Below are 19,798 nucleotides of genomic sequence, written 5' to 3' on the forward strand. Positions count from 1 at the left end.
GATTAAAAAGGTTTGTACTATAAATCAAAACATAACTGTAATTTAGTGTAAACAAAACTTATTCTAATGAAAACATTACTCAAAACAACTTTACTTGTTGCTCTGGCAATAAGTCTGAATGCAGATCTGAAAGCTCAGGGGTTAAACCTTCCTCAGCCTAGCTCTGGACAGACAGTAATACAAGACTTTGGTCTTGGAAAAATCACAGTCAAATACTCCCGCCCAAATACTAAAGGACGTAAGGTTTTTGGTGACCTGGAGCCTTACGGATCAGTATGGCGCACAGGTGCTAACAGCGCTACAACTATTTCATTCACTGAAAATGTGACCTTAGAAGGTCAGCCTGTTACTGCCGGTGATTATGCCCTGTTCACTATTCCCGGAAAAACTGAATGGACTGTCATTTTAAATAAAGACACTAAACAATGGGGTGCTTATGAATACAAGGAATCAGATGATGTTTTAAGATTCAAAGTAAAGCCAGCTGTTGCAAAAGATAAAACAGAAACATTTACTATCGCATTTGCTGAAGTATCACCAACAAAAGCAGTGATGCAATTACTATGGGATAACACGGTAGTACCAGTAAACTTAACCACTGATATTGATGCCAAAGTAATGGCAAATATTGACGAGGCTATGAAAGGTGAAAAGAAACCTTATATGCAGTCAGCTATTTATTATCTTGAAAACGGGAAAGACCTGAATAAAGCAATGGAATGGATGAATGCAGCTGATGCTGCTGATGCTGGAAAAAGCCCATGGGTAAAATTATGGAAAGGTCGTGTTCAACTTAAAATGGGCGACAAAAAAGGGGCAGCAGAAAGTGCAGCTGCCGGGATTAAAATAGCAACGGAGATCAAAAATCCTGAGTATATCCGTTTAAATACAGCTTTGCTGGCGGATGCTAAAAAATAATCCGAAAATCTGTCAGCTTTCCGATAGCTTAAAAAAGGCGTCTCTTAAATTTAAGAGACGCCTTTTTTATTCAGAATTATACGCCACATTTTAATTCTGTTTCAAAATATGCAAACAAAAGACATTAATAATGTATTTCATAAATATCCTGAGTTAAGAACCATATCAAAATTGTATATTGTTCTTAGCGTTTACCGATGTACATTAACTACCCTATCCCATGTCCTGCCTATTCAATCTCCTGTATCCGGGAATATATAAAAGTATAACACAATTGCTGTGTCTGATATCAATACTGTTTATTATGTCCTGTAATCCGGTTAATGAGCAGCCTCCTAATCATCAGCTTCATTTTGATACCATCATTAACCAGGCAACAACTTATATCGGAAATAACCAGCCCAAAAGAGCAGCAATTTTCCTGGATTCAGCTTATCAGGCTTTTCCTGATCCCGGGGTTAAAGATATTTTCAGGAAATATGAGAATCTGATTAATATTTACCTGAATTATGATCTGAATACAGCGAAGGCTGAACTGTACACCGATAGCGTATTTCATCTTTTAAAAAACAGGAAAGCTATTTATAAAAATGAATATGCCAGTGGTCTGTTTTTTTTGGGAGAAGTACAGATGGCAGAAAAAAGATATACAGAGGCTTTCAAGAGCTATTATGATGGCAGATCCTTTGCAAAAAAGAATCTTGATGACTGCTCTCTTTCTATTTTCAGTAATAAGCTCGGGCTGGTCAGATTTAATCAGGAACAATATCAGAAGGCCATTCCCTTTTTTAAAGAAGCAATTAACCAGAATAAAGACTGTAAACCCGGTACAGGCTTCGATTATTTGTTTATTTTCCCCCAAACCTATCTGAATACAATTGCTATGTGTTTTGAGCGGTCAGGTCAACCGGATAGCGCAATTATCTATTATAGAAAAGCACTGGCTTTTATTGCCGGTAAAACAGGCTCTTTCCCCAAAAGAGAATCTTTCATGTCTTCCGCTAACGGAGTCATCTATGGAAACCTTGGTGGAATCTATGCCGTAAATAATAATTATGAGCTGGCAGTAAAATCACTTATCCAAAGTATTCTGATTAATGACCGTCCGGGATATGAAGTTCATGATGCGCAAACAGCCAAACAAAAACTGGCAGACTTATACATCAGACATTCAAAATTCAGGGAGGCCGATAAACTGCTGAATGAATTGCAAACTTACTTATCAGGCAAAGCGGGTATGAGCCCCAACAGCCTGGGTATACGGTTAAAATGGCTTAGACTAAAGTATGAATATCATGATAAAAAGAAAGAACTGTTAAAGGCATATCCTTATTTACAAAAATATCATAACAGTCGTGATTCTATTTACAAGGTCGATAAAGAACTAAAAAATATAGATATAGATCAGGCATTTAAAGATACGGCACAGAAATACCGCATGAAATTGCTGAATAAAGACAATCAGTTAAAAACGGTCTATCTGTTTGCTGCAGTTTTCTGTATATTAATGATTATCACTATTCTGTTTTTCATCTGGCACAATCTGAAAAGATCTAAAAAATTAAACAAACAGATCAGTGAGCATAATATCAATATGCAGATGACGCTGGCTTCACTGGAACAAAGCCAGGAAGAGAATATAAGGATGATGATGATTGTTGCCCATGACCTCCGGAATCCTATTGGAAACATTACTTCTATGGCCGATCTTATGCTTGGAGAAAATGACCGTACTAAAGACGATCTGGAGATGCTGGGCATGATTAAAACCTCAGGACAAAACTCACTCCATCTGGTCAATGATTTGCTCAGGTCCAACAGTCAGACTAAAAAACTGCAAAAAGAACCTGTTGATTTATATGTCCTTCTTCATTATTGTGTGAATTTGTTGAGTCATAAGGCAAAAGAAAAAAACCAGCAGATACTTTTATACGCCATCCCAGTAACGATTCCTCTTAATAAAGAAAGGATGTGGAGAGTAATGAGTAATCTTATTGGAAATGCAATTAAATTTAGTCCTGAACATGCAGTTATTACAGTACGGATGGAAGAAAAACCAGAATCTGTGCTCATTGCAATAGCAGATAACGGGATTGGTATCCCCCTAGGCATTAGAAACAAAATTTTTGATGTGTTCGGACAGGCAAAACGGTCAGGCACAGCAGGAGAACAGTCATTCGGACTTGGACTTGCAATCTCTAAACAAATCATTGAGAATCACGGGGGCAAAATCTGGGTAGATAGTGAAACCAATCAGGGATCAACTTTTTTTGTGGAACTTCCTAGGTAATTAAAAATTTATTCCTCTATCCTTAGCCTTGAAAAGAAACTAAAAACTATACTGAATATAATTAAAATGATTATCCCAACCCAACTACTCGATATAAAAGGTAAGACCATTTGTCCATCATGACCGTAACAGAGCATTTTACCATCAATATAGAACAGACCCAAGCTACATTGAATAAAAGTATATTCTATCAGATTAAAAAAAACAAGTAATACCCCTGCAGCCTGAAGTCTTTTCGAATCCATTTCCCTGATATAACGAAAAAAAAGTAATGGTAAAATAATTGCTCCCAACCCCGTTGTAATCCAGATAATTGTCCAGGAAGTTATGCAGTCTGTAATTAATGAAATAACCGAATGAATTCCCAGGATTCCCATTAAGGTAAAACTTGAAAAAAAAAATCCCGGAATACAAAATAATAAGGTTTGCCTGATAAAACTGTTTTTTTTTATCAAACGTGCCTTTCGCTCTATTTCAATTTCCTCAAAAATATTCTCCGGAACAGCAATATTTCTATTTTGTAATTCACTTACCGCTAACTTAACTGCTTCATCAGTATGCTTATCTATATTTTCAATGTAATATATCAATTGAGCATCACTTTTCTGTGCTATTTTTTTTCCAAGTGCTGACATCGCTATACTAGTTAATGATTATATTTTAAATCAGGACAATATCTCTTTCTTCCTGAACACTTGCTGAAACAACAATGATAGTAATACAACCAGCAAACATCCAATCACATTCAGCCATAAATAAGCTACCACTTTCTGATAACCAATTATACAGACTACAGTTTCAGTTAAAATTGCGCCATAAAACACAGCTCTGCCATTCACATGCTTTAAATAAAATGCCACTAAAAATACTCCGAGAATGGTTCCGTAGATATAAGAACCCAGAATATTAACTGCCTCAATCAGGTTTCCTATTTTACTCGCATATAAAGCCATGGCAATACAGACCAGTCCCCAGATAACAGTTGACCATCTGGAAGCTTTTAAATAGTTCTCTTCGGTCGCATTCTTATTGATCAGCCTTTTATAAATATCAATCACACTCGTGGAAGCCAGTGAATTAAGTGCACTTGCTGTAGACCCCATAGAAGCCAGGAAAATAATTGCAATTAACAACCCTATTAATCCTCTGGGCAAATACTTAGTTACAAAACTCAGGAATATATAATTGTTATCATTGATATCCGCATGAGGATCATTTTTAAGCATCAGCTCAGTTACCTGTTTACGAACTACTTTAGTTTGTTCATCAGCTTTCTTCAAAGCAATTCTCTGCTGGTCAATTGCAGCTTTATTCTGCTGATCCAAAGCTGTATTCAGCAAATTAACTTCAGTTTGTTTCTTTTCAAAAGCTTCCTCATAATCCTTTTTAAGCTCTTCAAGCTGCGGATTATATTTACTTTTCTCCAGTTTATTCAGCTCAAAACTATTAAAGAATACTGGTGGCTTGTTATACTGATAAAAGGTAAATACCAGTACCCCAATCAAAAGAATAAGGAATTGCATAGGTATTTTCACTAGTCCGTTCATCAGTAAACCCAAACGACTCTGACTCACAGATGAACCGGTCAGATACCTGCCTACCTGGCTCTGATCTGTTCCAAAATAAGATAACTGGAGAAAAAAACCACCTATCAACCCACTCCAAACCGTATACTGATTATTCCAGTCAAACTTAAAATCAATAGCATTGGTACGGCCCATCTTCCCCGCAATACTGATTGCTTTACCAAATCCAATATCCCCGGGCAACAAATGTACAACCATGATACCCGCAGCAAACAAACCGCAAAATATAATACTCATTTGCAACATCTGCGTATAGGAAACTGCTTTAGTCCCTCCATAAACTGTATAGGCAACTACAATTCCACCAATAACCAATGTAGTATATGTCGTATTAATATCCAGAATAGTTGACAGAATAATAGAAGGCGCATAAATCGTAATTCCGGTAGATAACCCTCTTTGAACTAAAAATAAAAATGCCGTTAATGCCCTGGTTTTTAAATCAAAGCGTTGTTCCAGATATTCATAAGCCGTGTAAACCTTTAGCCGGTGAAAAATAGGTACAAAAGTCACACACAGAACGATCATTGCCAGAGGCAAACCAAAATAAAACTGCACAAAACTCATTCCCGAAGAATAAGCCAGGCCCGGTGCAGATAAAAAAGTAATTGCACTGGCTTGAGTAGCCATCACAGACAAGCATACGCTATACCATGGCAAAGACCGGTTTCCCAGTAAATATCCATCAATGTCTTTAGCACCCCTGCTCTTGTAAACGCCATAGGCAACAATTGCAATCAGTGTACAGCATAATACAGCCCAGTCAATATAACTCATTCAAAATATATGGTAAATAGGTAAAAACACAGGATCAGAAATACCAGCCAGCCTGCCAGCAACAGGTAAAACTGTTTCCAGCTTTTCACAAAAGGCGGCAAATCTGTATGAGGTTTTTCAGGTTCCATTAGTGCACTGTATTTTTCGAAATCAGGTTTACAAATAGTCTGTATGCACCAGGTACACCAGCAGGCAGTTCTCTGAAAAAGGCCAGAGAAGTATAAACGAACTTACCTTTTCCGTAACCGGTAACCAGTAAAGAACCATTGCTCGCAGCCTCCCCCGTATCATTCATCTGTAAAACAGTTGCGTAATGCTGATCAATACCAGTGGCAAAATACAAACCACGTTCCTGAATCCAGCCGTCAAAGTCCCTTACTGTTATCTGATTAGGGAAGTTCAATACCGGATGATCAGGGTTCAGAAAATTAACCTTAGCATCTTCTTCCGTAACACGGTCACGGCTAAGCTGGAAAGGGTAAGGGCCAATATCAGCCAGTTGCAGGGGAGAGTTAACATTGTACTGCACCAGTAAAACACCCCCATTTTTAACATAATCCATCAGTTTAGGCTGCATCAATTTGATTTGCTCGTTGATGTTATACAACCTTACTCCGGTAATGATAGCGTCATAACCAGACAAGTCTCCGCTGATGATCTGTTTTTCATTCAGCCTGGTTACCTGATAACCGATCTGTGTCAGCGATTCAGGAATTAAATCTCCCGCACCCGCAATGTAACCAATTTTCTTTCCTGCAAACTTCAGGTCAACTCTTTCCACGCGAGCCTCAGCCTCAGGAAATAAAGTCTGTACCGGGATATGATCATATCCGATCACTTTTAGTCCTTTTTGATAAGATCTGCCATCTACCTGCAGAGACAGGGAAAACTGACCTTCTTCAATTTCCCCCCCCGGAGTAACTACAAACTCCACATTCTGCTCTTCCAATTTCCGCTGAAGATTAAAATCAACCTTTTCAGGCGAAACCTTCCAGCCTGCAGGAACATGTGGTTGCAAAATTCCTTTAGCAAGTGCTTTAAAATTTTTCAGCTGTACTGTTATGGTTTTAGACTGGTTATTTGTAAAAACAAATGAGTGGTCTGCCAATGTAGCAGTAACCGGTGGTGCGATCACCAATGGCTGATACAACTCTCCTTTAACCGGATCAGTATGTTTATAAACCAGAGGACGGGTAACTTCTATATATTGGTTACCAAACAGCACTCTGAATACCCCGGCGTGTGGAGCAGGCGCTTCTGGTAAGCTGAGATTGGCTAAAGAATCAATTATATAACTCCCTATCGGATGTTTTTTCTCCAGCCAGTAAGGTTGTGTCAGGCCAAACTGACGCGCCGCAATTTTTATATGCTGAGAGACCATACGATCAGGTATCAGTTCCTGAATATGATCCGGATTTAATTCTTCCAGTGAAATCCTAACCGGAAAATATTTTCTTACTCTTGATATCGCATTAATAGTAACCGGAATAGAATCCGTAATCGCATAAGAAGGCTCAGGAACCGTAGCTTCTATCCATATACCTGCACAGGCAAGGATCAGTTCATCCAGTTGCCGGTGTTTAAAAGGCAGATTTTTAACCTCTTCTCTCAAACGCAGCAAAGCATTAATAGATTTTGAAGGATCGGCGGGATCATATTCAGCATTGATTTCATTTAATAGCTGCTGTGCTTTCTCTGTTCCTTTATTTCTGTCAAGATTCAGATTTATACCATCAAAGAGATCTGTTTTTGCAGTTTGTCCACCCACAGGACTGAAAAATTCTATGGCACTACCTCTTTGTTTGGCAGAACCAAATCCCTGACTTTTATGATTAGAACGGCTTTCAGCTGCAATTTCTCCATAACCTTTCCCCAGCAAAGGGTTAAAAACACCTACATCTATTTTCAACTGGTCATCAGCAGTGGTATTAGTAGAGCCAAAATTGAAAGTATTCCAGACAATTCTTTTAGCCTGCCAGATTTTAACCTGCTTAAGCTGCTCCGGAAAACGTTTAGGATCTGCAGCAGCGGTAAAAGCCTCCCTGGCAAGAATTGCCGAGGCAGCATGATGCCCGTGTCCCGCACGTGCATCTTCAGGAAAACGGGTAATAATGATATCAGGTTGAAATTTACGGATAACCCAAACCACATCAGAAAGGATTTGATCCTTATTCCATATTTTGAAACTTTCAGCAGAGTTTTTAGAAAAACCGAAGTCATTGGCCCTGGTAAAAAACTGCTCGGCACCATCTGTTCGCCTTGCGGCTAAAAGTTCCTGTGTACGGATCAGTCCCAATAACTCTCCTTGCTCGGTACCAATCAGATTCTGTCCGCCATCGCCCCTGGTTAATGATAAATAACCCGTCCGTACCTTTCTCTCTTTAGCAAGATAGGCCAGTAAACGTGTATTTTCATCATCAGGATGTGCGGCAATGTACAAAACACTGCCAGTAACATTTAAACCAGCTAATCCCTGCCTGATTTCTGCAGCATTAAGCTCTGCCTGCTGGGCATAACTAAAAAATGGAGCAAGGGATAATAAACAAAGAATAGATAAACGACACTTCATATTTGGGTTAGATCAATTGTCGAAAATAATTAAAATAACCCTCCCAATCTGTTTATTTAAAAATAAATATTGGTAACAATACTGTCTATAACAGAATTTTGCTGCTCACTTCTTTATCAATACTGATGAACCCGGGATATTTAATCAGTACCCCTCCCACCATAATGCTGGGTCTGATTTTAAGTGTAACCAGGCCCTTTCTTTCAGAACCGCCATTAGCACCACCGCGCAGAAAATCTGAAATTTCTGACATTACTTTCTGGTTAGATATAAACTGGTAAACATTTACATTCAGATCTACGGGTACCACAACAGATTGTCCCGAAGGGATACTTACCTGCTGATTGACAAAACCATTTGCCAGCTCCTGTTTATTGATCAGTACTTTATATTCAAACTGATTGATTGAAGCCAGCGTGCCTGATGGATTAGAAATTTCCATGTTCAGCCTTGCGCGAAACGGAACATCTCTTCTCAATAGTCCGAATGCCAGACCAGGTAAACTTGCCAGGTTAATATCCCGTCCGTTTACTATTTTTTTAACATCTGCTCCCGCTACCGAAAGATTCTCGGCCGAAACAATTTTATATTTACAATTCTCCAGCGCTTTGATTTGCTGTGCTTGTTTATTCACCCCGCATCCCATCACTGTCATCACCGTCAGGCAAATCAATAGTATCCTTTTCATATATGTATCTTTAATCTTATCCCCTAATAACGGTTTAATCTGGAATTATTGCCCGTTTAATAACTTCTTCTGGCTCTGGCAGACCTGCGGCTGATGATACTATCCACACTGAATCTTCCTCCACCGGCAAAAAGCAATACAATATAGGTCAGTAAATAATGAATGGCCAGTTCTTTTTCTTTTAATCCGTCCGCACCATGAACCAGAAAAATAGCAACTACCATAGTAATCATTAATGGCAACACCGCCAGACGTACCGCAATCCCCAGTAAAACCAATACTGAGCAGACTACTTCTGCAAAAACTGCCAGAATCAGACTCGCTGTATCTCCAAGCCCCATAAAATTCATAAACTTTATTTCACCCCCGGCCAGCAGCATTTCAAGTTTACCTGTTCCATGAAAAAGCATCAGTCCTGCAATCCCAATACGCAAAATCAGCAATACAAAATCAAGCCCTCTGTGATTGTAATTGGTGTTGAATAATCTATTCATTTATTGATATGGTTTTAAAGTTCAGAGTAAATGTAATATTTTTCTCAGAACTCCAAACAAATCCCACTGCTCTTATAAAGCCAGAGATTTGCAGAAACCACTTATAGCATCTTTCAGAATCATCTTTTTGAAAACATCAGTCTTACCACTGTTTTCAATCATTTGTATAGATACCAATCCATGCAGAATAGACCAGTAGGCATGATATTTTAAAAAATAATCGGCTTCTTCGTTATTCGCATGAATCAATGCTTCTCTGATAGTAGAGATCAGTATACTGGTCATTTCCTTAATCTCTGTATTTTGATTAACCATCTCACAGGCAGGGATTCCCAAACCGAACATCAGCTGATAATATTCTTTATTTTCAAAAGCAAAGTCCCAATATGCGATCGCCATAACTTCAAGCTGCTCCACAGGTACATCGACTGAGTTTCTTGCATTATTTAAAACTACAGCCAGTTTCTGATAACCTTCTTTCGAAAATTCCAGCAGTATCGCTTCCTTATTTTCAAAGTGATTATAAATCACCGGAATACTATATTCTATAGCATCAGCAATTTTCCGTATAGAAAGAGACTGCCAACCATCAGTTACCACCATATGCCATGCTGCTTCAAGAATTCCGGTACGGATTTCTTCTTTATGACGCATTTTACGCTCTAGTATTCCCATTTGTTTTGGTTAGTTAACAGTGTTAGCAAAGATAAAGCTATTATCATATCATTCAGAGCTACCGATTAATTTTTGACTTAGCTGAAACAATCGGATGATAATATAGCCATTTTGGTATAATGTTAAGTGATTTTAACCTATCGGTCAGAATGTTATAAAAACTATTTAGCTTAACTAAAAAAAAGAAGACATGCACCAGTATAATGCCAAACGGAGAGATTTTATAAAAAAGGCCGGACTTTTAACCATTGGTCTTGCGGCCCTGCAATTTCCGGTATGGGCTAAAAGCATTTTTGCTTTTGACTACCCGGTGCACAATATCCCGGAACAGAAAAACATCGATCCGCTCTGGATACGCTCCCTTTTTAATCGTGGCGCAGTCACTTCCTATCTTAAAAGCAGAAACGAGCTGAAATATATCGGAATGCCGGTTGGCGGGCTCCATGCCGGAACCGTATATCTGGGTGGAGATGGTCGTCTCTGGTTATGGCAGATATACAATGAAACATTTGAAGGAAATCAGGAAGGGATAGATCCCAAAACCGTGAGCTGGAACGATGGTACGACTACCCGCAAGATACGTCCCAGAGATGGATCGGCTTATATAGAACCTGCCATTGCAAACAACAAACGGATACTGGAACAGGGTTTTGCTATAAAAGTAGTCAGCAATGGAAAAACGCTGATCAGAGAACTGAATGAGGATCAATGGGATGAAGTGGAATTTAACCCGGCATACCCAATCGCAGATATCACCTACAGCAGTAAAAATTTCCCTGTGATTGTTCACCTGAGAGCTTATTCTCCTTTTATTCCTTTAGACGCCAGTGACTCTGCCTTGCCCCTTACAATCTTAAAGCTGGAAATTAAAAATATATCCAGAAGCCCTGCTCAAATTTCTTTACTGGGCTGGATGGAAAACGGTGCAAATAAACTGACCGGAAAAGAAAATACTGGTAAACGCATCAATACCGTTTTATCCGGTCCGGAGACTACAAGTATATTTTCCAGATTTGAAGCTTCAGCCAATCTTAAGCAAACTACAGATAGCGGAACCATGTGTTTCACCCTCCATAAACCCAAAGCAACTGCTCAGGCTTCTATAAATCTATGGCCGGTAGAAGAAAAACATTTCAATCTGCCAGAAATTCAAAATGCCATGGTTACTGCTCCTGACAAACTGGTAGGTGCTATTGGAATCAGCCAGGATGTTGAACCTGGTCAATCACTTCATAGTGATTATTCCGTCAGCTGGCATTTTAACCAACCTAATCCCGGACTAAAAAAGCTGGTTAAAAACGCAGAAGCAGGTTTTTATTACGCCAGCCGTTTTAAAGATGCACTGGAGGTAAGTCAATATCTGAGCACACATTATAAAAGGCTAACCCATACTACAGAATTATGGAGTAAAACCTGGAATGACACCAGTTTACCACACTGGTTTATGGAGCGGACATTTTTAAACATCGGTACTTTAGCTACTGCCAATACTTACCGTTTTGCCGACGGAAGATTCTGGAGCTGGGAAGGTGTTGGTGCCTGTGCCGGGACCTGTACCCATGTCTGGCAATATGCACAGGCTGTAGCCCGGATTTTTCCCGAACTGGAAAGAGGTTTGCGTCAGCAGGTAGATCTGGGAACTGGTTTTAAAGAAGATAGCGGAGCTATTATGTTCCGCGGAGAAAACGAAACACATCCGGCAATTGACGGACAGGCAGGAACAATCCTGCGTTTTTACCGGGAACACCAGATGAGTGCAGATGATACTTTTCTGCAGCACAACTGGCCAGGAATCAGAAAGGCAGTACAATTTATGCTTGCCCAGGATAAAAACGGAGATGGCATGACCGATACGCCAATGGAAAATACACTCGATGCTATCTGGGAAGGAGAAATTGCCTGGATTGTTGGTTTATGTATCGCTGCTGCAAGAGCTGCACAAGCCATGGCCGAAGAAATGAATGACACTGGTTTTGCTGAAATTTGTGCAAATTATGTGGAGAACGGCAGCAAAAATATGGAGAAAGAACTTTTCAACGGAGCGTATTTCATTCATCGCCCTGACCCTATACAGGGACGCAGAAAATTAGGTTCATATAATACCTGTCATATAGACCAGGTTTACGGTCAGAGCTGGGCATTTCAGGTAGGCCTGCCCAGAATACTCAGTAAAGAAAAATCAGTCGCTGCACTTAAGGCCCTATGGAAATATAATTTTACCATGGATGTAGGTCCATATATTAAAACACATACCGGTGGTCGCCCTTACGCGCTCGCTGGTGAAGGAGGAATGGTCATGAATACCAATCCGCATAACGAGCCTAAGCCATTTGGCGAAGATGTAAGCTGGCAACTCGGTTATTTTCACGAATGTATGAGTGGATTTGAGCATCAGGTAGCTGCACATTTAATGGCAGAAGGAATGACAGAAGAAAGTCTGATTCTTACCCGCGTAATCCAGGATCGTTATCATGCCGCAAAAAGAAATCCTTTTAATGAAATAGAATGCAGTGATCATTATGCAAGGGCGATGGCCAGCTACGGCACCTTTATCACTGCCTGCGGATTCGAATATCATGGACCAAAAGCCTATATCAGATTCGCACCAAAGTGGAACAAACAAAACTTTAAAACGCCATTTACCTCCGCCAGCGGATGGGGAACTTATCAGCAACAAAAAAATGGACTAAAACAAGTCCATCAGCTCAATCTAAAATACGGACATTTGCAATTACAGCAGCTCAGTTTGGAAAAGGTAGAAAATGGCCAGATAAAATCTACTTCAGTTTTGTTAGGCAACACCGCAATACCACATAATTTTAAACAAAATGGTAATGCTTTGAATATAGTTTTCACTCCAAAACTAACTATACAGCAAGACCAGAACCTAATCATTACCATCCTCTCATGAAAATCCGAAATCACTTTTTAAAGCAGCTTTTTTTAACTACCGGAATCAGCGGGATAATGATATTAACCGCCTGCAACGAAACCGAAAATCAGAAAACGGCTGCTACAGCGATAAAAACCGACAGAAACTGGCAGCAGAAACTTGATGCCAGACTGCCGCTGTTAGGACATCGGAACTGGATACTTATTGTGGATAAAGCCTTTCCTGAACAAAATGCAGCAGGTATGGATTATCTCTATGTCGATGAGCCTTTATTACCTGTATTAAAACAAGTACTGAATAAACTCCATCAATCTGCCCATATAAAACCTATAATCTATCGGGACAAAGAGCTAAACTATATCAGTGAAGATCAGGCAAAAGGAGTCAAAGAATTTCTACAGGAATCAAAGGTGATTTTTGGACAGCAGCAGGTACAGAGTCTGCTGCATGAAGAGGTATTTAAAAAACTGGATGCAGAAGCTAAACTATTTAAAGTGCTTGTGATTAAAACCAATGAGACTATTCCTTACACTTCTGTGCTGCTGCAACTGGATTGCGGCTACTGGGATAGTACCAGAGAAAAGGATTTACGTGAGCGTATGAAATAATTATCCCTTATGCAGCAGCAACCTGAATGTCAGATTAATTCTCGGACCTACAGGAAGTGTCGTTTTTGGAAGCCGGTGTTCCCAGTATTCCTGCGTCTGCCTTTTCATGAGCAATACACTTCCATGATCAAGTTCTAAAGAGATAACTGGCATCTTCTCTTTATAATCTCTGAATTGAAAAATTCTTGTTGAACCAAAACTGACAGAAACGATAAGCGGATATTCACCTAATGCGTGTTCATTATCCCTGTGCCAGCCCATATAATCTTTTCCATCACGGTAATAATTAAACAGACAACTATTGAATGAAGTCTCAAATCTCTTTTCCAGCTTTTCCTTAATCTCTGCCATTGGCGATGTCCAGTCATTAACTCCCATCGTCAGACCCGAATAGCTGTATTCTCCGTTTATATCACCATACAGGGCAGTTAAACGAGGCTGCATTCTCTTTTTACCAAACAGCACAACAGGTTCCTGCTTCCAGGAAACATCGTTTTTGAAATAGTCAAAGTAGATATCACTCTCCCGGGGAGTAAAGAAATCAGGGAACAACACTGCCTCACCATGTGCTGGCAGGAGATTGGGATGAGCTGCATCAATCAGATGTTGCATAATATATTTTGAGCTTCTTTGCAGAATCAAATAACGTCTTTTTTACTGAACAATTATCAAACTGATATTGTTGAAAAAAGCTCAAAAAAAAAACAGGTCTTGTGTTTTATAGAATTTATAAAACACAAGACCTGTAAGTATAATTATTCGCTAAATCAAAAAACTAAGCAGTTTCTAATTTTACTATATTTCTGTAAGGAAAAGAATTGAAGATATGACGACGTGCAAATCTACCCGGAGAATCTGCATTAACCAGTTTTACATAAATTGCTCTTGGAACTTCAAAGTACTCATATCCGCTACCATCAAGGAAATGAACGGTCAGTACCAGCCCAGCCCAGTTGTAATCAGCAATACCACATGAAGTGATTGTATTAGTATATTCTTCAATTGAGCCTGCAAGTGTTTCAGGAGCAATGCTAACCAGAAAATGATAAGCTTCAATAATTTCTTTACTTTTTGTTTCAGCAGCTAATTTAGCTTCATCACTTTCCTGAAATTTATCCGGATGATATTCCTTCATTAAATTTCTGTAAATTGATTTAAGCTCTTTCAGCTCGGCATCTTTCTGAACACCTAACAATTTTCTGTAATCGACAATCTTCTTCATAAATATTTTTAATGCAATTATTGTGTGCATTTAACAAGCTGAATTTCAGGATCAACCCATCAAAGTGGCCAACAATTTTGCAAAGGTACAATTTAATATCCGAAAGAAAGATTAAGCTTTGATTATCATTAAATTAATAATAAAAAACCTGCTTATTTAAGCCTTATGACAGGGCCTTAATATTTTAACTCCGTTTTAATCTCCTTTTAATCAGAGTTTAATTACCTCGTTTTACTTTTACCTCCCAACAAAACACACCCGGGCCTGCTTAGGTCAAAATAGCCCCCCTGAGCAGGCCTTTATCAACATTAATCTTAAAAATCATGCTTCAATCTACTATTTTAGCTGCACTGGGCACACCAGAAATCCTTGTTATCCTGGTTGTTGTTCTCCTGCTTTTTGGAGGTAAAAAAATCCCTGAACTGATGAAGGGCCTGGGCCAGGGCGTAAAAGAGTTCAAAGACGGACAAAAAGGAAATGAATGAGTTTGGATCAAGATAATTACCTTTGTGGCTCAACCAACTCTGAGCAACAAATGTTTAATATCGGATTAGCAGAAGATGACGTAAAAATAGCCAGCCTGGTAAAGACAGGACTGGAAGAGCATAATTATAACGTCACTACCATTCCTGATGGGATAATGGCCCTTTTCACCTTTCAGGAAGAAAAATTTGACCTGCTGATTCTCGATGTTATGATGCCCGGAATGAATGGTATTGAATTATGCCGGCAAATCAGACAAAGTAATAAAGAAATCCCTATTCTGATGTTAACCGCATTAGGTTCAATTGATGATAAAGTACTCGGGTTAAACTCCGGTGCTGATGACTACCTGGTCAAACCCTTTCACTTCAAAGAATTACTGGCCCGGATTGAGGCTATGTTAAGGAGACAGCAAACCGTTCAGAGTCAGCTGAAACACACTCTTACCTTTGAAGATATCGTAATGGACACCTATTCCAAAACTGTTCACCGTGCCGGCAGAGATATTACACTGACTGCAAAAGAATTCACCCTGCTCGAATTATTTCTTAAAAACCCAAACCGTCTTTTATCAAGACAGTACATTGCTGAAAATGCCTGGGACATAAGTTTCGATACCGGAACCAATGTAATTGATGTTTACGTAAACTTTTTGCGTAACAAAATTGAAAAAGGATTTGACAGAAAAATAATCCATACTAAAATAGGTATGGGCTATATCATGAAATAAGCACGGCGATGAAGATCAAAGACCGTCTGGCTTTATACTTTACGCTGATCAGTACCATTACGCTGTTATGCGTCCTGTCTGTAACTTACTTCACCTTTAAGAAGGTTATGGAGTCTGAGTTTTTTGAACGTCTGACAGATCGTACTATGGTAACGGCCAAATTATACCTTAAAGCAGATGAGATCTCAGATGAAGCTCTGAATAAAGTAAGAACAGAATATCTGGAAAGACTGAATGGCGAGGTAATCCGTATTTACAATGACCGTAACAGTGCTGCCTTTATAGGTGATGACCAGCAATTCTGGAGCAGTGAGACTATTGATAAAGTTAGAGAGATGGGCAAAATCCGTTTCAAAGAAGGAGAAAGACAGGTAGTAGGAATCTTTTACAAAGATAATCAGGGTGATTTTGTCATTCTCGCATCAGCCATAGATCAAAGTACAGCGGTCAGAATACAGAAATTATTAAAAGTGATGATTGGCGTATTTATTGTCATCTTTCTGGGTCTTTTACTTTCCGGCAGATGGATTGCCAAAAGAATATTATCTCCGCTCGATGTTTTTATAGATCAGGTCAAACTCATCAAATCGAACAATCTCCATTTCAGAGTAGAAGAGGGCACCAATAAAGACGAGATTACTTTACTTGCACAGAACTTCAACAATCTCATGGAACATCTGGAGCATTCCTTTATTTTACAGAAAACCTTTGTTGCCAATGCCTCACATGAACTGAGAACCCCGGTAACCAGGATGATTATCGGAACAGAAATTGCCCTTTCCAAAGATCGCCAGAAACAAGATTACGAAAAAGCACTTCAATCCGTACTCGAAGATGCTGAAAAGCTCGAAAACATCATTTCTGCACTTTTTAATCTGGCACAGGCTGATCTCGAATATAGTTCTTCACTAGCTACACAAATACGTGTTGATGAACTGATCTGGCAGTTACAGACAGAATGGAATCAGCGAAAAGGCCCAAATCAGCTGCTGGTAGATATGAAAAATCTGCCCATGACCGATGATGCAGCCTTAATCATTAATGCAAACCCTACCCTGTTGCAGATTGCACTGGATAACATCATCAGTAACGGATTTAAATTCTCAGACGATCAACCTGTTAACTGTACCCTGGAGATCGTTCCAGCCGGGATAGTTATAACCATCAGTGACCTGGGAATTGGTATTCCGGAAGATAAACTAAAAGAAATTTTCAAACCCTTTTACAGCTCTTCTCATAAGACAGAACATGCGGGTAACGGAATGGGTTTGTATATGGCGCATAAAATTATCACGCTGTTTAACGGAAAGATCACCGTAACGTCATCTAATGGCAATGGAACCACTTTCCGTATAGAATTCTATTCATTTTAATCAGTTTTTAATACCCCTTTAATTCACCTTTAATTTCTCGAAATTAGATTTGTTTCAAATATTAAGCAAATGACATCTAACTTCCTGAAATATCAACTGTTAATCTTCGGCTTCGCTCTGCTAGGCATATCCGGAAAAGCAGCAGCTCAGGCCACTGACACCCTGCAACTGAGCCTGCCTCAGGCAGAAAAATTATTTATCCAGAATAACTATCAGTTAATCGCTCAGAATTACCAGACCGATCAGGCCAAAGCCGAAATTATTACTGCCAAATTATTTGACAATCCTGAACTGAATGTCGAAACCCAGTTGTATAACTCCAAAACCAAAAGGTTTTTCGAAACGTCCAGAACCAATGGAGAATATCAGGCCTCTATTTCCCAACTGATTAAACTTGCAGGCAAAAGAAACAAAAATATTCAGCTGGCCAGAACAGGCGTACAGTTAGCGGAATATCAATATTTTGATCTGATGCGCACTTTAAGATTTAACCTGCGTTCTAATTTTTATAAAACCTATTACGCACAGCAATCCGCTAAATTATATCAGCAGCAGATTAATTCCCTGCAAAAACTGCTTTCAGCTTCAGAACAGCAATACAAAATAGGAAACCTGGCAACCAAAGATGTGATCAGGATTAAGTCTCTGGTGTATAGTTTACAGACAGAGTACAATAATCTGGAAAACAGTATTGAAGATATGGAGACGGAGCTGAAGCTCATGACCAATATAAAACCAGATGCCAATCTTGCCCTGGTTATGGACCCTGCAGAAGAACAGGCTTACCAGCTGGATAAAGCAGTTTATACTAATCTGCTGGATTCTGCCCGTAACAACCGTGCAGATCTGAAACTGACACAAACAGGAATTACCTATGCAGAAAAAGCACTGCGTGTACAAAAAGCCAATGCAGTACCGGATGTGCAGTTTTCCGTTACCTACGACTTACAGGGAAGTTATCCGAATGACTATGTAGGACTGGGTATGCATATTCCCCTTCCTTTATTTAACAGAAATCAGGGAGAAATTAAAAAAGCAAAGATTGCTATTGATGCCGGGAAAAACCAGCTTAACCAGCAGGAATCAACCTTACAGAATGAAGTTTTTAATAGTTACAAATCAGCATTAAGAACAGAAGGCCTGTATAAAGGTTTCGATAAAAACTTCAGCAGTGATTTTGACAAACTGATTGGAGAAGTTATGAAGAATTTCAAAAGCAGAAATCTGAGTCTGGTAGAATTCATGGACTTCTATGATTCTTACAAACAAAACACACTGCAAATGAACGATCTGAAATATCAGCGGATGAATGCGAAAGAAGAAATCAATTATGTAACCGGTACTACAATTTTCAAATAATACACACATGCAAACCCAAATCAAACAATTCAGCAGGCTTACCATTGGCGTACTCACCGCTTTTGTATTATTACAAAGCTGTACTGAACACGTTAAAGAACCGCCTAAAGATGAAAAATTCGCTGTTACAGATTCTCTGATCAGCAAATTGCTGATAGATACAGTCAGAAATCCGAACAATGAGTCAGACCTGAGCTTCTCTGCCAAGATAGCTCCAAATGATGAAACCACAGCCAAAATATTCCCTATGGTGAGTGGAAATGTCCGTTCCGTTCAGGTAAAACTGGGTGACCGGGTAACTAAAGGACAGGTACTGGCCACTATGGGTAGTGCTGAAATGGCAGGATTTGATAAAGAAGCAATCAGCTCATCTGCCGAACTCAGAAATGCTGCCAGAAGCATGAAACTTGCTGAAGATCTGTATAAAAGTGGTCTTTCATCAGCCAGGGATGTAGAAGAAGCCAAAAACAATTACCTGATTAAACAAGCCGAAGCTAAACGCAGTAAAGCCGTTCTGAATTTAAATGGTGGCAGTCCTAATGGAACTTACACCATGAAATCACCTATCTCAGGTTTTGTCATTGAGAAAAATGTAAACAGTAATACCCAGATCAGGCCAGACAATAGTCAGAGTCTTTTTACTGTAGCTGATTTATCAACCGTATGGGGCATGATCAACATTTATGAATCTGATATCGCAAGTGTCAAACAAGGCGATCCTGTTAAAATATCTATCCTCTCCTATCCGGATAAGATTTTTACCGGCAAGGTTGATAAAATCTATAATATACTCGATCCGGACAGCAAGGTAATGCACGCCAGAGTGAGTATTCCCAACCCGGATTTTTTGTTAAAACCGGGTATGATGGCTACAGTAGATCTGATTTCAAAATCCGATCACAGTCTGCCTTCTATCAATGCAAACAATATCATTTTTGACGAGAATAAGAATTATGTGCTGGTACTGGATAAAGTAAAAAAGGTACGCATACAGGAAGTAGAAATAGGGAGAAAATCGGGCGATAAGGCCTATATCAGTAAAGGACTGCAACCAGGTGACCGTATAGTTGCTTCCAAACAGGTCTTTCTTTACGAGAGCCTTAAAGACTAATTTTCTTACACCAGATAAAAAT

General features: G+C 39.2%; 17 protein-coding genes. 9 read left to right on the forward strand and 8 right to left on the reverse strand.

Going from position 1 to position 19,798, the window contains the following annotated elements:
- Positions 1–66: 66 nt before the first annotated feature.
- Both PL_RS10315 and PL_RS10320 read left to right on the forward strand, forming a co-directional pair.
- Positions 67–918, forward strand: a complete 852-nt coding sequence (locus tag PL_RS10315) for a DUF2911 domain-containing protein (protein ID WP_041883265.1) — start codon at positions 67–69, stop codon at positions 916–918.
- Positions 919–1,222: 304 nt separating this feature from the next.
- Positions 1,223–3,208, forward strand: a complete 1,986-nt coding sequence (locus PL_RS10320) for a tetratricopeptide repeat-containing sensor histidine kinase (protein ID WP_348621609.1) — start codon at positions 1,223–1,225, stop codon at positions 3,206–3,208.
- Between the two features lie 8 nt (positions 3,209–3,216).
- On the opposite strand, the gene PL_RS10325 is transcribed toward PL_RS10320, so the two are convergent.
- The 6 genes from PL_RS10325 to PL_RS10350 form a co-directional block, all read right to left on the reverse strand.
- Positions 3,217–3,843: a hypothetical protein gene (locus tag PL_RS10325; RefSeq protein ID WP_348621611.1), complete on the reverse strand. Its 627-nt coding sequence runs from the start codon at positions 3,841–3,843 to the stop codon at positions 3,217–3,219.
- A 30-nt stretch (positions 3,844–3,873) separates the two neighbouring features.
- Complete coding sequence (locus tag PL_RS10330) at positions 3,874–5,571, reverse strand: sodium:solute symporter (RefSeq protein ID WP_041878917.1); 1,698 nt, start codon at positions 5,569–5,571, stop codon at positions 3,874–3,876.
- 127 nt (positions 5,572–5,698) lie between these two features.
- A complete protein-coding gene (locus tag PL_RS10335) occupies positions 5,699–8,140 on the reverse strand; it encodes a PIG-L family deacetylase (protein WP_041878920.1) in 2,442 nt (813 codons plus the stop codon).
- A gap of 85 nt (positions 8,141–8,225) precedes the next feature.
- Entirely contained in the window at positions 8,226–8,828 is a 603-nt protein-coding gene (locus PL_RS10340; protein ID WP_041878923.1) for a hypothetical protein, read from the reverse strand.
- Between the two features lie 56 nt (positions 8,829–8,884).
- A complete protein-coding gene (locus PL_RS10345; RefSeq protein ID WP_041878926.1) occupies positions 8,885–9,322 on the reverse strand; it encodes a DoxX family protein in 438 nt (145 codons plus the stop codon).
- 72 nt (positions 9,323–9,394) lie between these two features.
- A complete protein-coding gene (locus tag PL_RS10350; protein ID WP_041878929.1) occupies positions 9,395–9,997 on the reverse strand; it encodes a TetR/AcrR family transcriptional regulator in 603 nt (200 codons plus the stop codon).
- A 190-nt stretch (positions 9,998–10,187) separates the two neighbouring features.
- Between PL_RS10350 and PL_RS10355 the strand changes: the two genes are divergently transcribed.
- A complete protein-coding gene (locus tag PL_RS10355) occupies positions 10,188–12,908 on the forward strand; it encodes a GH116 family glycosyl hydrolase (protein ID WP_052496090.1) in 2,721 nt (906 codons plus the stop codon).
- On the forward strand, positions 12,905–13,498 hold the full coding sequence (locus tag PL_RS10360; protein ID WP_082035834.1) for an RbsD/FucU domain-containing protein: 594 nt from the start codon (positions 12,905–12,907) through the stop codon (positions 13,496–13,498). Before PL_RS10355 ends, PL_RS10360 begins: the two co-directional genes overlap by 4 nt.
- On the opposite strand, the gene PL_RS10365 is transcribed toward PL_RS10360, so the two are convergent.
- Both PL_RS10365 and PL_RS10370 read right to left on the reverse strand, forming a co-directional pair.
- On the reverse strand, positions 13,499–14,110 hold the full coding sequence (locus PL_RS10365; protein WP_041878931.1) for an alpha-ketoglutarate-dependent dioxygenase AlkB family protein: 612 nt from the start codon (positions 14,108–14,110) through the stop codon (positions 13,499–13,501).
- Between the two features lie 163 nt (positions 14,111–14,273).
- Complete coding sequence (locus PL_RS10370) at positions 14,274–14,720, reverse strand: KTSC domain-containing protein (RefSeq protein WP_041878956.1); 447 nt, start codon at positions 14,718–14,720, stop codon at positions 14,274–14,276.
- Between the two features lie 323 nt (positions 14,721–15,043).
- Here PL_RS10370 and tatA point away from each other — a divergent pair, with 323 nt between their 5' ends.
- The 5 genes from tatA to PL_RS10395 all read left to right on the forward strand — a co-directional run bounded on the left by tatA (position 15,044) and on the right by PL_RS10395 (position 19,776).
- Positions 15,044–15,205, forward strand: coding sequence for a twin-arginine translocase TatA/TatE family subunit (tatA, locus tag PL_RS10375; protein ID WP_082035835.1), 162 nt, complete (start codon positions 15,044–15,046; stop codon positions 15,203–15,205).
- Entirely contained in the window at positions 15,202–15,933 is a 732-nt protein-coding gene (locus tag PL_RS10380) for a response regulator transcription factor (RefSeq protein WP_316933251.1), read from the forward strand. The genes tatA and PL_RS10380 overlap by 4 nt, the downstream gene beginning before the upstream one ends.
- An 8-nt stretch (positions 15,934–15,941) precedes the next feature.
- Positions 15,942–17,306, forward strand: a complete 1,365-nt coding sequence (locus PL_RS10385; RefSeq protein WP_041878941.1) for a sensor histidine kinase — start codon at positions 15,942–15,944, stop codon at positions 17,304–17,306.
- Between the two features lie 69 nt (positions 17,307–17,375).
- Complete coding sequence (locus PL_RS10390; protein ID WP_041878944.1) at positions 17,376–18,665, forward strand: TolC family protein; 1,290 nt, start codon at positions 17,376–17,378, stop codon at positions 18,663–18,665.
- 7 nt (positions 18,666–18,672) lie between these two features.
- Positions 18,673–19,776, forward strand: a complete 1,104-nt coding sequence (locus PL_RS10395; protein ID WP_348621616.1) for an efflux RND transporter periplasmic adaptor subunit — start codon at positions 18,673–18,675, stop codon at positions 19,774–19,776.
- Positions 19,777–19,798: the final 22 nt, after the last annotated feature.

Origin of the sequence: Pedobacter lusitanus (genome assembly GCF_040026395.1) — a bacterium.
GTDB lineage: Bacteria > Bacteroidota > Bacteroidia > Sphingobacteriales > Sphingobacteriaceae > Pedobacter > Pedobacter lusitanus.

What these genes read in the sequence shown, in the direction of transcription:
- PL_RS10360 (WP_082035834.1), top strand. Translation starts at nt 12,905, where the DNA reads ATGAAAATCCGAAATCACTTTTTAAAGCAGCTTTTTTTAACTACCGGA.
- PL_RS10380 (WP_316933251.1), top strand. Translation starts at nt 15,202, where the DNA reads ATGAGTTTGGATCAAGATAATTACCTTTGTGGCTCAACCAACTCTGAG.
- PL_RS10320 (WP_348621609.1), top strand. Translation starts at nt 1,223, where the DNA reads ATGTCCTGTAATCCGGTTAATGAGCAGCCTCCTAATCATCAGCTTCAT.
- PL_RS10325 (WP_348621611.1), bottom strand. Translation starts at nt 3,843, where the DNA reads ATGTCAGCACTTGGAAAAAAAATAGCACAGAAAAGTGATGCTCAATTG.
- PL_RS10350 (WP_041878929.1), bottom strand. Translation starts at nt 9,997, where the DNA reads ATGGGAATACTAGAGCGTAAAATGCGTCATAAAGAAGAAATCCGTACC.
- PL_RS10345 (WP_041878926.1), bottom strand. Translation starts at nt 9,322, where the DNA reads ATGAATAGATTATTCAACACCAATTACAATCACAGAGGGCTTGATTTT.
- PL_RS10335 (WP_041878920.1), bottom strand. Translation starts at nt 8,140, where the DNA reads ATGAAGTGTCGTTTATCTATTCTTTGTTTATTATCCCTTGCTCCATTT.
- PL_RS10365 (WP_041878931.1), bottom strand. Translation starts at nt 14,110, where the DNA reads ATGCAACATCTGATTGATGCAGCTCATCCCAATCTCCTGCCAGCACAT.
- PL_RS10370 (WP_041878956.1), bottom strand. Translation starts at nt 14,720, where the DNA reads ATGAAGAAGATTGTCGATTACAGAAAATTGTTAGGTGTTCAGAAAGAT.
- PL_RS10330 (WP_041878917.1), bottom strand. Translation starts at nt 5,571, where the DNA reads ATGAGTTATATTGACTGGGCTGTATTATGCTGTACACTGATTGCAATT.
- PL_RS10355 (WP_052496090.1), top strand. Translation starts at nt 10,188, where the DNA reads ATGCACCAGTATAATGCCAAACGGAGAGATTTTATAAAAAAGGCCGGA.
- tatA (WP_082035835.1), top strand. Translation starts at nt 15,044, where the DNA reads ATGCTTCAATCTACTATTTTAGCTGCACTGGGCACACCAGAAATCCTT.
- PL_RS10385 (WP_041878941.1), top strand. Translation starts at nt 15,942, where the DNA reads ATGAAGATCAAAGACCGTCTGGCTTTATACTTTACGCTGATCAGTACC.
- PL_RS10390 (WP_041878944.1), top strand. Translation starts at nt 17,376, where the DNA reads ATGACATCTAACTTCCTGAAATATCAACTGTTAATCTTCGGCTTCGCT.
- PL_RS10340 (WP_041878923.1), bottom strand. Translation starts at nt 8,828, where the DNA reads ATGAAAAGGATACTATTGATTTGCCTGACGGTGATGACAGTGATGGGA.
- PL_RS10395 (WP_348621616.1), top strand. Translation starts at nt 18,673, where the DNA reads ATGCAAACCCAAATCAAACAATTCAGCAGGCTTACCATTGGCGTACTC.
- PL_RS10315 (WP_041883265.1), top strand. Translation starts at nt 67, where the DNA reads ATGAAAACATTACTCAAAACAACTTTACTTGTTGCTCTGGCAATAAGT.